Here is a 12498-nt window from a genome sequence, read left to right as displayed (position 1 = left end):
CTCCCTCAGGCCGTGCCCCAGACCTTGCGCGGCGGGGCGCGCTCGGCCAGCAGCCGCTCGACTTGCGCGCCGACTTCGGCGGGCTGCCAGCGCGCCGCCTGATCGACGAACGGCCCCTCGCGCCAGCCCTGCTCCAGCATGATCTTGCCGCCTTCCAGTTCGAAGACGCAGCCGGTGACATGGGCGCTTTCAGCCGATCCCAGCCAGACCACGGTGGAGGCGACATTGGCCGGGTCCATCACGTCAAACGCGGATTCCTGCGTCGCCATCTTGTCGGCAAAGGCCTGCTCCGTCATGCGCGTGCGGGCCGAAGGGGCCAGTGCATTGGCGGTGATGCCGTAGCGGCCGAGTTCGGCGGCCTGCACCAAAGTCAGCGCGGCAATCCCGCCTTTCGCGGTCGAGTAAGCAGCCTGCGCGATGGAGCCCTGTAGCCCCGCGCCGGAGGAAGTATTGATGATCCGCGCGTCCACCGGTTTGCCCGCCTTCTGCTGCCCGCGCCAATAGTCCACCGCGTGGCGAGAGAGGCAGAAATGGCCGCGCAAGTGGACGTGCATGGTCGCATCCCACTCTTCCAGAGTGGCCGAAACGAACATGCGATCGCGCACGATCCCGGCATTGTTGACCACGACGTGAAGGTCACCGAAAGCGTCCAGAGCGGCACCTACGATGCGCTGAGCGGCGTCCCAGTCGGTAATGTCCTCGTAATTGGCCACGGCCTTGCCGCCGGCGGCGCGAATTTCCTCCACCACGCCGTCGGCCGCGCTGGTATCGCGCCCGTCACCACCCAGCGAGGTGCCGATGTCGTTGACGACGACGTTGGCTCCTTCGGCCGCGAAGGCGAGTGCGTAAGCCCGGCCCAACCCGCGCGCGGCGCCGGTGATGATGACGGTACGGTTGTCGCAGATTCCCACGAAAGTCACTCCTGTTCGATGGTTTGGGCCGTGCGGGCTTCGCGCGCGGCGGCGGTGCGGCCGGACAGGCGCACGGCAATGGCTTCCGACGCCAGTCGGCGGCGGTCGGGTTCGGGGGCGGGCAGCGGCGTTACTTCGACGATGCCGGTCAGCGCCTCTCGCGCAAGACGCTGGTATTCGCCCTGCCCATCGTTGCGCCATGTCACCTGATGCGGTTCGAAGCTGCGCACGACTTTGGCGGGGTTTCCGGCGACGAGACAGCGCGGCGGCGTCTGCGTTTCGGACTTCACCAGCGCCAGCGCGGCGACAAGGTTTTCCGGGCCGATCACGGCATCGTCCAGCACCACCGCGTTCATGCCGATCAGGCTGTTCTCGCCGATCTCGCAGCCGTGGATGATCGCCCCGTGCGCGATGGTCGCGCCCCGGCGGATCACCGTGTCCCGGTTGGAATTGGCGTGGACGGTGACGCTGTCCTGGATCGAGCTGTCGCCCTCCACCACGATGCGTCCGAAATCGCCGCGCAGCGAGGCGCCCGGCGCGATGAAGCAGCCGGGGCCGACGATCACGTCCCCGATCAGCGAGGCCAGCGGGTGGACATAGCTGGTCGGATCGACGACCGGCACGATCCCCTGATAGGCGTAGCAGGGCATCGTCAGAGCCGCTCGATAATGGTGACGTTGGCCTGCCCGCCGCCTTCGCACATGGTCTGGAGTCCATAACGTCCGCCCGTGCGTTCCAGCGCGCCCAGCAGCGTCGTCATCAGCCGCACGCCGGTCGCGCCGATGGGGTGGCCCAGCGCGATTGCGCCGCCTTGCACGTTCATCTTTTCGTGCGGGATGTTCAGTTCGTTCATCCAGGCGAGCGGGATCGAGGCGAAAGCCTCGTTGCATTCGAACAGGTCTATGTCCTCCACCCGCATTCCCGCCTTGGCGAGCGCGTGCTGCGTCGCGGGGATCGGGCCGGTCAGCATCCACACCGGGTTCGCGGCGCGGACCGAGATGTGGTGGATGCGGGCGCGGGGCGTCAACCCGAACTCCCTCACCGCGCGTTCGCCGGCGATCAGCATGGCGGCGGCGGCATCGCAGTTCTGGCTGGCAACGCCCGCCGTGATCGCCCCGCCTTCCCGCACCGGATTGAGCGCGGCGAGACCCTCCAGCGTGGTGCCAGCGCGGATCGTCTCGTCCCTCGCCAATCCTGCAAACGGGGCAACTTCGGCATCGAACCAGCCCGCGTCCCAGGCCGCCTGCGCGCGCTGATGGCTGGCGAGGCTGAATTCCTCCATCGCCGCGCGCGAGATGCCCCACTTCTCGGCGATCATCTCGGCCGAGCGGATCTGGTTCACCTCCTCATCGCCATAGCGCGCGTCCCAGCCCTTAGAGCCCTGAAACGGGCTGTCGAAGCCATAGGAAGCGCCCGCGAACATCGCGGCCGAGATCGGGATGGCATTCATCGCCTGACTGCCGCCCGCGACGACAAGGTCCTGCGTGCCCGACATCACCCCCTGCGCGGCGAAATGAACCGCCTGCTGGGAGGATCCGCACTGGCGGTCGATCGTCACGCCCGGAACATGTTCGGGCATTCCCGCCACCAGCCAGGCGGTGCGGCCGATATCGCCGGCCTGCGGGCCGATGGTGTCGCAGCACCCCCAGACGACATCGTCGACGAGGGCCGCGTCGATGCCGGTACGCTCGACCAGCGCCTTGATCGGATGGGCGCCCAGATCGGCGGGGTGGACATGGGCAAGGCTGCCCTTCTTGCGGCCCACCGGAGAGCGGACGGCGTCGACGATATAGGCTTCAGGCATGGATGATCTCTCTGGTGGCCGCAGCGGCATGGGTTTCGCGGGCGAAAGTCTGGTCGGGGCCTGCCGGCTGAGTGAACAGGCGGGCGGCGATGCGCGCGCGGTGGAAGGCGGGCGTGCCCCAGCTTTGGGTCAGCGCCAGCGCGCGCTTGAGGAACAGGTGCGCGTCGACTTCCCAGGAATAGCCCATGGCGCCGTGCACCTGGATCGAGGCGCGGGTGGCCTTGTCCGCCGCTTCCAGCGCCACGATCTTGGCATGGCTGACGCGCGATCGGGCCTGCATGTCACGATAGCCGATCTCGGCCGCGGCAGCCCGCACCACCGGCCGCGCGAATTCGATGGCGACTTGTGCGGAGGCAAGGTGGTGCTTCACCGCCTGATAGGAGCCGATCGGCTTGCCGAACTGTTGGCGCTCCTTCGCGTATTCCACTGCCATGTCGACCGCGCGCTGGGCAAGGCCAAGCCCCTGCGCGGCGGCGAACAACGCCGCCCGGTCCAGCGCGAGATCCCAGTCGGCAAGACCAAGGTCTTCCGCATTGTCCGCATCCCATTCCACACGGAACAGGCGGCGCAGCGGGTCGATGGTTTGGGCAGGCGTCAGGCGTACCTGATCGGCGGGGGCGAGGAAGGCATGGCCGTCACGCTCCAGCAGGATCGCGGCAGCGCGGTCGGCATCGGCCACCACCGGATTGAGCGGATGGGCCAGGGCAAAGGTTGCCTCCGGATCGGCCAGCAGCGGATGCTCGGGCGCCAGCGCCGCCAGCATCGGCGCGGCCACGCCCGCGCTTTCGATCAGCGGTTCGGGCAGCGCGACGTAGCCCGCTTCCTCGGCAATCAAGGCGAAGTCCAGTTCGCCAAGGCCCATGCCGCCCGCCTCTTCGGGCAGTAGGACCAAGGTGAAACCGTTCTCGACAATCGCCGCCCAGCGTTCGGGATCGGTATTGTCCCCGCGCTCCATCATCTTGCGCCAGTGGTCGGGCGTGCAGGTATCGCCCAGCAGGGTGCGCGCGGTTTCGGCGAACATCTGCTGTTCGTCGCTCAGGGTGAAATCCATGGCCGTGCCCTCCCTCAGCGCGGCAGGCCGAGCATGCGCTCGGCAATGATGTTGCGCTGGATCTCGTTCGATCCCGCGTAGATCGGCCCGGCGAGGGCGAAGATGTAATCGTCCAGCCAGTCATGCTCGCCCGGCTGGACGACCAGTTCGGCCTCAGGGCCCAGGATCGACAGCGCAGTCTGGTGGAGGTGGATGTCCAGTTCCGACCAGAAGATCTTGTTGGTCGATGCCTCCGGCCCGATCTTCGCGCCCGCCATCAGCCGCGATGCGGTCTGGTAGATCGACAGCGCATAGGCATCGGCATTCATGAAGGCGCGCACGACATCGGCTTCCAGAACCGGATCGGCATCCTGCTTGTGGTCCTGCCACAGCCCGGCCAGCGCGGCGGCGGCGACCTGATAGCGCGCCGGGCTGCGCAGCATCAGTCCGCGTTCGAACCCGGCGGTCGCCATGCAGATGTGCCACCCCTGCCCTTCGTCCCCCAGCCGGTTGAAGGCGGGAACGCGCACATCCTCCAGGAAGATTTCGGCGAAGCCGACATGGCCGTTGATCTTGCGGATCGCGTTGACGGTGACGCCCGGCGCATCGAGGGGGAAGAAGATCAGGCTCATCCCCTTGTGCCGCTCGCTCCCCGGTTCGCGGAACAGGCCGAAGGCCCAATCGGCAAAGACCGCGCGGCTGGACCAGATCTTGTGGCCGTTCAGCACGTATTCGTCGCCGTCTCGCACGGCCGTCGCGCGCACGCCGGCCAGGTCAGACCCCGCCTGCGGTTCGGACCAGGCCTGCGCCCAGATTTCCTCACCCGATGCCATCGGCGGCAGGAAGCGCTGCTTCTGTTCGGGCGTGCCGAACTCGATCAGGGTGGGGCCCAGCAGGAAGATGCCGTTCTGGTTGACCCGGCCCGGCGCGCCGGCGCGGTAGTATTCCTCCTCGAAGATCAGCCATTCGATCAGGTCCAACCCGCGCCCACCGTATTCCTTGGGCCAGGTGACCATACCCCAGTCGCCGGATTTCAGCGTGCGTTCCCATTCGCGGTGCGCTTCGAACCCTTCGCGCGTGGCGTCGAAATGCTCCAGCGGCTCGGCCGGCACGTGCGCTTCAAGCCATGTGCGCACTTCGGCTCGGAAGGCCTGCTGTTCGGGGGTGTAGGACAGGTCCATCAGAACGAGGCCGCCTTGCCGGTTTCGACGAAGGCATCGCGCGATTTCTGGCTGTCCTCATGCATGTACATTTCAAGCGTGAAGCCCTGTTCCCAACGGTAGCCGCGATCGACATCGCGCGCTTCCAGCCCGTTCAGCGCTTCCTTGGCGATCACCAGTGCCTTGCGGGACTTGCCGGCAATCCGCGCGGCGAAAGCGCGGGCCTCGATCTCCAGCTGATCGCGGGGGACCACCATCTCCACCGCGCCAAGGCGATAGGCTTCCTGCGCCGGGATATTGCCGCCGGTGAAGAAGGCGGCGCGCACTTTGTGCAGCGGCAACATGCGCGACATGTGGCTGGCGCCGCCCATGGCGCCGCGATCGATCTCCGGCAGCGAGAAATAGGCATCGTCCGCCGCGATGATCGTGTCCGATGCGCCGCAGATGCCGATGCCGCCGCCGATCACGAACTTGTGCACGGCAACCACGACCGGCACTTCCGCCTCGTGAATGGCCTTGAAGGTCAGGTAGTTGCCGCGATTGAGCAGCGGGATGCGTTCGGGGTGCGCCTGCATCTCCTTGATGTCCACGCCGCCGCAAAAACCGCGCCCTTCCGCGCGGATCAGCACGCAGTGGACTTCGGGATTGCGCGCCGCTTCGTTGATGATCGCGGGCAGGCTGTTCCAGGTCTCGCTGTCGAAGGCATTGACCGGCGCCACGTCGAAGACGATTTCGGCGATCCGGTCCTGAATGGTGCAAGTAATCGGCATGGGGTGTCCTCTTCCGTTCAGGCCGTAACGGGTGCGGCCGCGGGTACGCCGAGCGCGGCAAGCCTTTCGCGCGCCTCGGCCATGATGCTGTCGACAAGCTGCTGGCAGCTCGGCACTTCGCGGATGCGCCCGCCGACGACGCCGGTGGCCATCACGCCGTTCTCGATATCGCCTTCCACCATCGCCTTCTGGATCAGCATGGGCATGGTGGCGGCCATCATCGCCTGCTTCAGCGGCATCGCGCCGTGGGCGGTCATGCCGCGTGCGCTGCCGATGAAATCGCCCCACGATGCGCCGGTCTGGCGCTTCATCGCGCGGCCCGCCTCCAGCGCGCGCAGCCACATGGCCAGCGGGCCGGACTTCTCGATCCGGTCCATCAGCCGCGTGCGCACCATGCGCTGGGGAATGCCGTCCAGCTTGGTGGTGACGACGATGCCGTCGGTGGAGGCCGCGAGGTAGGCGGCCTTGGCGCTGTCCGGCACCGGGCTTTCCTGCGTCAGCAGAAAGCGCGTGCCCATGGCGATGCCGACCGCGCCGTAAGCCAGCGCCGCCACCAGCCCGCGCCCGTCGGCAAAGCCGCCGCTGGCGATCACCGGCACCTGCACGGCGTCCAGCACTTGCGGCAGCAGCACCGTGGTCGGCACCGATCCGGTGTGTCCGCCGCCCTCGCCGCCCTGCACGTTGACCATGTCCACGCCCAGTTCGACCATCTTCTGCGCGTGCTTCAGCGCGCCCACTGTGGGGATGCAGAGGATGCCGGCATCCTTGAATGCGCCGATCATCTTCGCATTCGGACCGCGCCCGAAGGAGACGGCGCGCACCTGTTCGCGGTTCTCCAGGATCAGTTCCACGATCTTGTCCGCGCCGGGCTGGAAGCTGTGGAAGTTGACGCCGAAAGGCCGATCGGTGCCGCGGCGGACTTCCAGCAGCTTCGCCCGCGCCTCGTCCGGCGTCATCACCGCCGCGCCCAGAAAGCCGAAGGCCCCGGCGTTCGAACTGGCGATCACCAGAGCGGGTTCGGCCACCCAGCCCATCGCGGTCTGGATCACCGGTACCTTGCAGCCCAGCCGCTCGACAAGGATGGTGCGGAGAGGGTCGGTCATTCGCCCTCTCCCGCCTGTTCTTTGGCCTGCTTCTTGTTCGCGGCGGCCATGGCGCGGCCGTCGAGGCCGGCGATGGAATTGCCCTGCACCAGATCGTTCTGGGCATGGGCGAAGTGGTGCATGTGGAACACCGCATCCATCGCCGTGCGCTTGCCGCGCAGTTCCTCGACATGGTTGACTGCCTGCTTGGTCAGCCAGTTGCCCAGGCGCGGCTGCGCGGCCAGTTTCGCCGCCATCGCCGCCGCTTCCTCGCGCAGTTTCTCACGCGGGACGATCTTGTTGACCATGCCGAACTGTTCGGCACGCTGCGCGCTCATCCGCTCGCCCAGCAGCAGGAATTCCTTGGCGACGCGCGGCGGCAGTTCGAAGGCGTGGGCGAAGTATTCGACGCCGGGAATGCCCATGCGGTTGACCGGGTCCTGAAAGAACGCATCTTCCGAAGCGACGATCAGGTCGCAGACCCAGGCCAGCATCAGCCCGCCGGCAATGCAGGCGCCCTGCACCATGGCGACGGTGGGCTTGGGAATGTCGCGCCAGCGGCGGCACATGCCCAGGTACTGCTCCTGCTCGCGGGTATAGAGCAGCTCCGCCGCCGGCTTGTTGACGTGCCCCGGCACCATCAGCCGGTTGTCGAACGCCTTGTGGAGATCGCGCCCCGGCGTGCCGATGTCGTGCCCGGCGGAGAAGTGCTTGCCGTTGCCCGCCAGCACGATGACCTTCACCGCATCGTCCTGCACGGCGCGGTTGAAGGCATCGTCCAGCGCATAAGTCATCTGGCCGTTCTGCGCGTTGTTGAAGTCCGGCCGGTTGAGCGTCACCCAGGCGACTGGCCCGTCCACTGCATAGAGCACGGGCCAGTCGGTCTCGTACGTGATCTCGACCTTTTTCGGTTCGACCAGATCGTCGCTCATGATGCCTCTCCCGATCCCGCTCAGGCCCTGACGGCCGGCGGGTTGTCCTTGATGACGGTGGCGCGGATGTCGTGCGGATCGAGCGCGGCGATCACTGCCAGCGCCTCTGCACCGGGCAGCGGCGTCACGGTGATTTCGGGCGCCTTTTCAAGCGGGAAGCCGGTCGCTTCCTGCACGTCCTCGAACGTGACGCCGGGGTGCAGCGAGACGACGCGGATTGCGTTGTCCGTGCCTCCGAAGTCCATCACGCAAAGGTTGGTGACGATGCTCTTGAGGTCCACGCCGGAGTAATTGCCGCCCGCCACGCGCTTGGCCGGATTGTAACCGACGCCGGAGATCATATCGACTTCGCCCGGCACGAAGACACGCGGGCCATGCGCGGGAAAGAAGAACGAATTGGCGTGGTAGATCGTGTTGCCCGGAAAGCCGCGCACGCCCAGCATCTGGGTCTTGGGCTGGCGATAAGTGCCGCCCATGTACGAGAGGTTGATCTGGCCGAAGCGGTCCAGCTGCGTCGGCGTGACCATCGCGTGGCGGCGGCCGGTCCACACCGCGCTATCGAAGAAGCGCGAGAACGGCAGGTAGCCCGCCGGCTTGCGATCGTCATAGGCGCGCGGGCCGATCGGCACCGGCTGTTCCACCAGATAGGCCTCGCCATCGGTCATCATCAGTTCGGGGCTATGCGTCAGCTTGGCGAGCCCGGCGGCAAGGCGCGGCACCGGGCCGACGCCGGTGGCGATCACTTCGCCGTTGCCCCGGAAAGCCTCCGAGGCCGCGAAAATGCAGAGTTCTGCCAGTGTGATCGTGCTGATCGTCGTTACCTGGGTCATCAGAATATCGGGAGCGGGAGAGCCGCCACCGCCTCCTTTCCGCCAATGCTGTTGAGATAGTCGGCCTCGTTCTCGCCGACGAAACGGTCCTGCACCGCGCTCCAGTCGCCCGGTTCCTTGGCGGCGGCGGCGTAGGCCTTGAACGCCTTCATGTCCCAGCCGTAGTGTGGGGGCATCGAACTGGGATGCGCGCCGCCCGGCATTTCGATCACGCCGCTGACGAAGCAGCGTTCGAACAGGTTGTCGCGCGCCTGCTCGGGGTAGTGGTCCTCCATCCGGTCGACCAGTTCCTCGCAGGAAACGAAGGTCTTCGCGGCCGCCTTGGCGAACCACTCGTCATAGTAGGAATCCGGCCCGAAAACCTGCACGTTGCCGCGCCAGTCGCTGCGGTTGACGTGCAGCAGCGCGACATCGAGCTTGAGCGCAGGCATCGCGATCAGCGTCTCGCCATCGTCATAGGGGCTCTGCACCGTCTTCAATCCGCCCAGCGCGGCAAGATCGGTGCCCAGGCCCACGCGGGTGGGAAGGAACGGCAGCCCGAACGCGGCGGCCTTCAGGCCCCACTGGAACATGCCTTCATCCAGTTCGAGCACGTCCAGCGCGCCGCTTTCACGGCTCTTGCGGAACCAGGGCTCCAGTGGAATCGCGTCGAGCGAGACGAAGGCGAAGACCAGCTTCCGAACCTTCCCCGCCGCGCAAAGCATGCCGACATCGGCGCCGCCATAGGCGACCACGGTCAGGTCCTTGACGTCCGAACGCAGCAGTTCGCGCACCAGCGCCATCGGCTTGCGACGCGGCCCCCAGCCGCCGATTCCGACGGTCATCCCGTCCTCTATCTGCGCGGCGATATCCGCCGCGCTCATGCGCTTGTCGAGCATCATGCTCCCTTTTCCCGTTCTTTCTGGTCCTGTTCCTCAAGAGCCTTCTGCCAGGCCCAGACATGCCCCCATTCGCTGGGCACGAGATGGGCGGTCGGCTCCCAACTGGCGGGGTCGATCACCAGCGGATCGGCGCCGATCTCGAAATCGAAGCCGCCGGGGCACTGCATGTAGAAGCCGAAGGTCTGATCGTTGACGTGGCGGCCGATCGAGGCGCTTTCGGGCACTTTGGCCAGCCGCATACGATCGTGGCACTTGCCCACGTCCGCCTGCGCCTTCATTTCGAGCATGAGGTGGACGCAGCCCGAAGGCGGCATCGGCATCTCGCCCAGCGCGACCGAGTGGTGGCGGCCGTTGTCCGCGTGCATGAAGGCAAAGCCCATGCCCGGATCGTCCGCCGCGTCGCTGAAGTGGAAGCGCGGAATGTCGGTGTCGTGGAAACCGATGCTGCGATAGAATTCGTGGCATTCGGTGAAGTTCGGCGCGGCGAAGACCGTGTGGCCCATGCCCATGTCGCCGGTGACGAAACCGCTGACGCCCGCGGGCGAAACGAAGGCGACATCGTCGCGCACGTCGCCGTGGAAGAATTCCAGTCCGTTGCCGGCCGGATCGCTGGTGCGGAAGAAGGCGGCAACGCCGCGCTCACGCGCTTCGTCGGCAGTGCCTTCCTCGATCGGACGGCCGGCTGCCGCTACCTTTTCGCGAACTTCGGCCAGTTCGCCCGCATCGCCCACTTCGTAGGCGGCGGCGCGGAAATGCTCCTTCTCTCCGGTTTCGATGCGGAAGCGGAACGGACGATCGTCGATCCGGTAGAGGGCAACGCCCTCACCGCCGCCTGCCCGCATCGTTCCCACGATGTCGGCCAGGAAGGCATCCCATTCGGCGGGCTTGGCCGTTTCGATCACTACGTAACCGAGCGCCTTGATACCCATGGCTGTCAGTTTCCTTTCACGAGGTCGAGGAAGTACGGCCGCTCGCCGCCCCCATCGACGTTGATGCGGGCGCCGCTCACCCAGCTCGCCAGATCGGAGCAGAGCCAGAGAACCGCGCCGGCGATATCCTCGCCGCGCCCCATCCGGCGCAGCGGCAGCGAATTGCCGACCGCCGCCTGCGCTTCGGCATCGCCGTAAGTCGCGTCGGCCGTTTCGGTCTGCATCAGGCCGACGATCACCGCGTTCACGCGAATGCCGTCCGGGCCCCATTCCTGGGCAAGGCTCTGCGTCAGGTTGAGCAGGCCGGCCTTGGCCGCGCCGTAGGCGGCCGTCTGCGGTGACGGGCGAATGCCCGAAACGCTGGCGATATTGACCACGCTGCCGCCGCCCACCGCGCGCATCGGCGCGTGCGCGGCCTGCGCCATGTACATGGCGGCGTGCAGGTTCAGCCGCACGATGGCATCGAAGAAGCGCGGGCTGGCGGTGGCAGCATCGGCCTGCGGCGATCCGCCGGCATTGTTCACCAAAATATCGAGTCGCCCGTGATCGGCCACCACGCCTTCCACCAGCGCGCGCGCCTGATCGGCCTCGCGAATGTCGGCGGCGCGGAACTCCAGCCCGGCAGGCAGCGCGTCGGGCTGATTGCGACCACAGACCACCACATGCGCGCCGCTGTCCGCCAGCATCCGCGCCATCGCCAGCCCAAGGCCGCGCGTACCGCCAGTGACGATCGCCACGCGCCCGGAAAGATCGATCTTTTGCCTGCCCTTCACGGGGCCTCTCTCCCTTCGTTGTCCGATTGCAGGATTCGTTCCTGCATCAGATTCGAATTTGGCAATATCGAAAGCGTAATGGGTTTTCAATTGACGATTTGCGTATCGAGTGCCATTTCAAATTACGAATGTAGCGCCAAAGGGCGTAAATTGATTCGAATGAAGGGAGAGATCGCAAAGATGGCCAGCGCAGCCTCCGCGCCGTCCGACGCCGCCGTGCCCAGTCCCGAGGATCTGGTTGCCCGTGCACGCGCCATGGTGCCCACGTTAAAGGAACGCGCCCGCCGCTGCGTCGCAGAGCGCGACGTTCCGGCAGAAACGATTGCCGAGCTTCACGAAGCCGGGTTCTTCCGCATCCTGCAGCCGCGCCGCTGGGGCGGTTATGAAATGCACCCCAATGTCTTCTTCGATGTGCAGAAGACTCTGGCCGAGGGCTGCATGTCCACCGGCTGGATGTACGGCGTGGTCGGGTGCCACCCTTACGAGATCGCGCTGTTCCACGAAGAGGCACAGGTCGAGATCTGGGGTGAGGACACTTCCGCCCTCGCTTCGTCCAGCTATCAGCCGGTGGGCAAGGTCACGCCAGTGGACGGCGGTTTCCGCCTGTCGGGCCGCTGGGGCTTCTCCACCGGATCGGTCCACTGCCAATGGGTGATCCTGGGCGCGCTGGTGCCGCCCAGCGAGCCGGGCGGCGCGCCGGACATGCGCGCGTTCCTGCTGCCGCGCAGCGACTACACCATCGATACCGACGCCTGGCACGTCTTCGGCCTTCAGGGGACCGGCAGCCATGACGTGATCGTCGACGATGTCTTCGTGCCCGAATACCGCACGCACCGCGCGATGGACGGGTTCCTTTGCGCCAACCCCGGTCAGGAAACCAATCCGGGGCCGCTCTACACGCTGCCCTGGGCGCAGGTCTTCACCCGTTCCGTCTCCACCGCGGCCTTCGGCGGCGCGCGCGCGGCGATCAATGCGGCGATGGACATCGCGCAGAGCCGCGTTTCCACCAACACCGGCAAGGCATCCAAGCACGATCCCTTCCTGCTCGCCGCGATCTCACGCGCCGAAGCGGAAGTGACCGAGATGGAACAGACCCTGCGCCTGACGTTCGAGGACCTGATGGGCCATGCCGAACGCGGCGAGGAGATCCCGATGGAGAAGCGCACCCGCTACGCCTACAACTCCTCCTCGGTCGTGCGGCGCATGGCCGAACTGGTGGACGACATGGTGAAGCTGCTGGGCGGCCGCGCGGTCTATATGTCCAGCGAGATCATCCAGCCCTGGCTCGATCTCCACGCCGGCCGCGCCCATGTCGCCAACGATCCGAACAACCGCACGACCGATTTCGTCGGCGGGATGCTGGGTCAGGCGCCCACTTTCACGTTCCTTTGAGGGG

The 12498-nt window shown here is 66.6% G+C and carries 13 protein-coding genes; 1 reads left to right on the top strand and 12 read right to left on the bottom strand.

The features are described 5' to 3' along the window. Positions 1–5: 5 nt before the first annotated feature. From ACZ1JV_RS03595 to ACZ1JV_RS03540, 12 genes are read right to left on the bottom strand one after another with little or no spacing between them, the layout of a single operon-like run. A complete protein-coding gene (locus ACZ1JV_RS03595) occupies positions 6–911 on the bottom strand; it encodes an SDR family oxidoreductase (RefSeq protein WP_465149617.1) in 906 nt (301 codons plus the stop codon). A 5-nt stretch (positions 912–916) separates the two neighbouring features. Further along, on the bottom strand, positions 917–1561 hold the full coding sequence (locus ACZ1JV_RS03590; protein WP_465149616.1) for a phenylacetic acid degradation protein PaaY: 645 nt from the start codon (positions 1559–1561) through the stop codon (positions 917–919). Positions 1562–1563: 2 nt separating this feature from the next. Beyond that, positions 1564–2715 carry an acetyl-CoA C-acetyltransferase gene (locus ACZ1JV_RS03585; RefSeq protein ID WP_465149615.1) on the bottom strand — a complete coding sequence of 384 codons (1152 nt, stop codon included), beginning with the start codon at positions 2713–2715 and terminating at the stop codon, positions 1564–1566. Then, positions 2708–3766 (bottom strand): acyl-CoA dehydrogenase family protein, encoded by a 1059-nt coding sequence (locus ACZ1JV_RS03580; protein ID WP_465149614.1) that lies wholly within the window; start codon positions 3764–3766, stop codon positions 2708–2710. Before ACZ1JV_RS03580 ends, ACZ1JV_RS03585 begins: the two co-directional genes overlap by 8 nt. Before the next feature lie 14 nt (positions 3767–3780). After that, a complete protein-coding gene (locus ACZ1JV_RS03575; RefSeq protein WP_465149613.1) occupies positions 3781–4926 on the bottom strand; it encodes an acyl-CoA dehydrogenase in 1146 nt (381 codons plus the stop codon). Continuing rightward, a complete protein-coding gene (locus tag ACZ1JV_RS03570) occupies positions 4926–5675 on the bottom strand; it encodes an enoyl-CoA hydratase family protein (RefSeq protein WP_465149612.1) in 750 nt (249 codons plus the stop codon). Before ACZ1JV_RS03570 ends, ACZ1JV_RS03575 begins: the two co-directional genes overlap by 1 nt. Before the next feature lie 17 nt (positions 5676–5692). Further along, positions 5693–6778 (bottom strand): NAD(P)H-dependent flavin oxidoreductase, encoded by a 1086-nt coding sequence (locus ACZ1JV_RS03565; RefSeq protein ID WP_465149611.1) that lies wholly within the window; start codon positions 6776–6778, stop codon positions 5693–5695. Further along, positions 6775–7689, bottom strand: coding sequence for an enoyl-CoA hydratase (locus ACZ1JV_RS03560; RefSeq protein WP_465149610.1), 915 nt, complete (start codon positions 7687–7689; stop codon positions 6775–6777). Before ACZ1JV_RS03560 ends, ACZ1JV_RS03565 begins: the two co-directional genes overlap by 4 nt. A 20-nt stretch (positions 7690–7709) precedes the next feature. Further along, positions 7710–8519 carry a CoA-transferase subunit beta gene (locus ACZ1JV_RS03555; protein ID WP_465149609.1) on the bottom strand — a complete coding sequence of 270 codons (810 nt, stop codon included), beginning with the start codon at positions 8517–8519 and terminating at the stop codon, positions 7710–7712. Beyond that, a complete protein-coding gene (locus ACZ1JV_RS03550) occupies positions 8519–9400 on the bottom strand; it encodes a CoA transferase subunit A (RefSeq protein ID WP_465149608.1) in 882 nt (293 codons plus the stop codon). The genes ACZ1JV_RS03555 and ACZ1JV_RS03550 overlap by 1 nt, the downstream gene beginning before the upstream one ends. Further along, positions 9397–10329, bottom strand: a complete 933-nt coding sequence (locus tag ACZ1JV_RS03545; RefSeq protein WP_465149607.1) for a VOC family protein — start codon at positions 10327–10329, stop codon at positions 9397–9399. Before ACZ1JV_RS03545 ends, ACZ1JV_RS03550 begins: the two co-directional genes overlap by 4 nt. 5 nt (positions 10330–10334) lie before the next feature. Beyond that, complete coding sequence (locus ACZ1JV_RS03540; RefSeq protein ID WP_465149606.1) at positions 10335–11102, bottom strand: SDR family oxidoreductase; 768 nt, start codon at positions 11100–11102, stop codon at positions 10335–10337. A 180-nt stretch (positions 11103–11282) separates the two neighbouring features. Here ACZ1JV_RS03540 and ACZ1JV_RS03535 point away from each other — a divergent pair, with 180 nt between their 5' ends. Continuing rightward, positions 11283–12494 (top strand): acyl-CoA dehydrogenase family protein, encoded by a 1212-nt coding sequence (locus ACZ1JV_RS03535; RefSeq protein WP_465149605.1) that lies wholly within the window; start codon positions 11283–11285, stop codon positions 12492–12494. The last annotated feature ends 4 nt before the right edge of the window (positions 12495–12498 follow it).

It is taken from the genome of Novosphingobium sp. BL-S-19 (assembly GCF_055521675.1).
This window is presented reverse-complemented; position numbering and strand designations above follow the sequence as displayed.

Excerpts from the sequence above, each read along its gene's own strand:
- ACZ1JV_RS03590 (WP_465149616.1), bottom strand. The coding sequence starts at position 1,561 with ATGCCCTGCTACGCCTATCAGGGGATCGTGCCGGTCGTCGATCCGACC.
- ACZ1JV_RS03585 (WP_465149615.1), bottom strand. The coding sequence starts at position 2,715 with ATGCCTGAAGCCTATATCGTCGACGCCGTCCGCTCTCCGGTGGGCCGC.
- ACZ1JV_RS03580 (WP_465149614.1), bottom strand. The coding sequence starts at position 3,766 with ATGGATTTCACCCTGAGCGACGAACAGCAGATGTTCGCCGAAACCGCG.
- ACZ1JV_RS03575 (WP_465149613.1), bottom strand. The coding sequence starts at position 4,926 with ATGGACCTGTCCTACACCCCCGAACAGCAGGCCTTCCGAGCCGAAGTG.
- ACZ1JV_RS03570 (WP_465149612.1), bottom strand. The coding sequence starts at position 5,675 with ATGCCGATTACTTGCACCATTCAGGACCGGATCGCCGAAATCGTCTTC.
- ACZ1JV_RS03565 (WP_465149611.1), bottom strand. The coding sequence starts at position 6,778 with ATGACCGACCCTCTCCGCACCATCCTTGTCGAGCGGCTGGGCTGCAAG.
- ACZ1JV_RS03560 (WP_465149610.1), bottom strand. The coding sequence starts at position 7,689 with ATGAGCGACGATCTGGTCGAACCGAAAAAGGTCGAGATCACGTACGAG.
- ACZ1JV_RS03555 (WP_465149609.1), bottom strand. The coding sequence starts at position 8,519 with ATGACCCAGGTAACGACGATCAGCACGATCACACTGGCAGAACTCTGC.
- ACZ1JV_RS03550 (WP_465149608.1), bottom strand. The coding sequence starts at position 9,400 with ATGATGCTCGACAAGCGCATGAGCGCGGCGGATATCGCCGCGCAGATA.
- ACZ1JV_RS03545 (WP_465149607.1), bottom strand. The coding sequence starts at position 10,329 with ATGGGTATCAAGGCGCTCGGTTACGTAGTGATCGAAACGGCCAAGCCC.
- ACZ1JV_RS03535 (WP_465149605.1), top strand. The coding sequence starts at position 11,283 with ATGGCCAGCGCAGCCTCCGCGCCGTCCGACGCCGCCGTGCCCAGTCCC.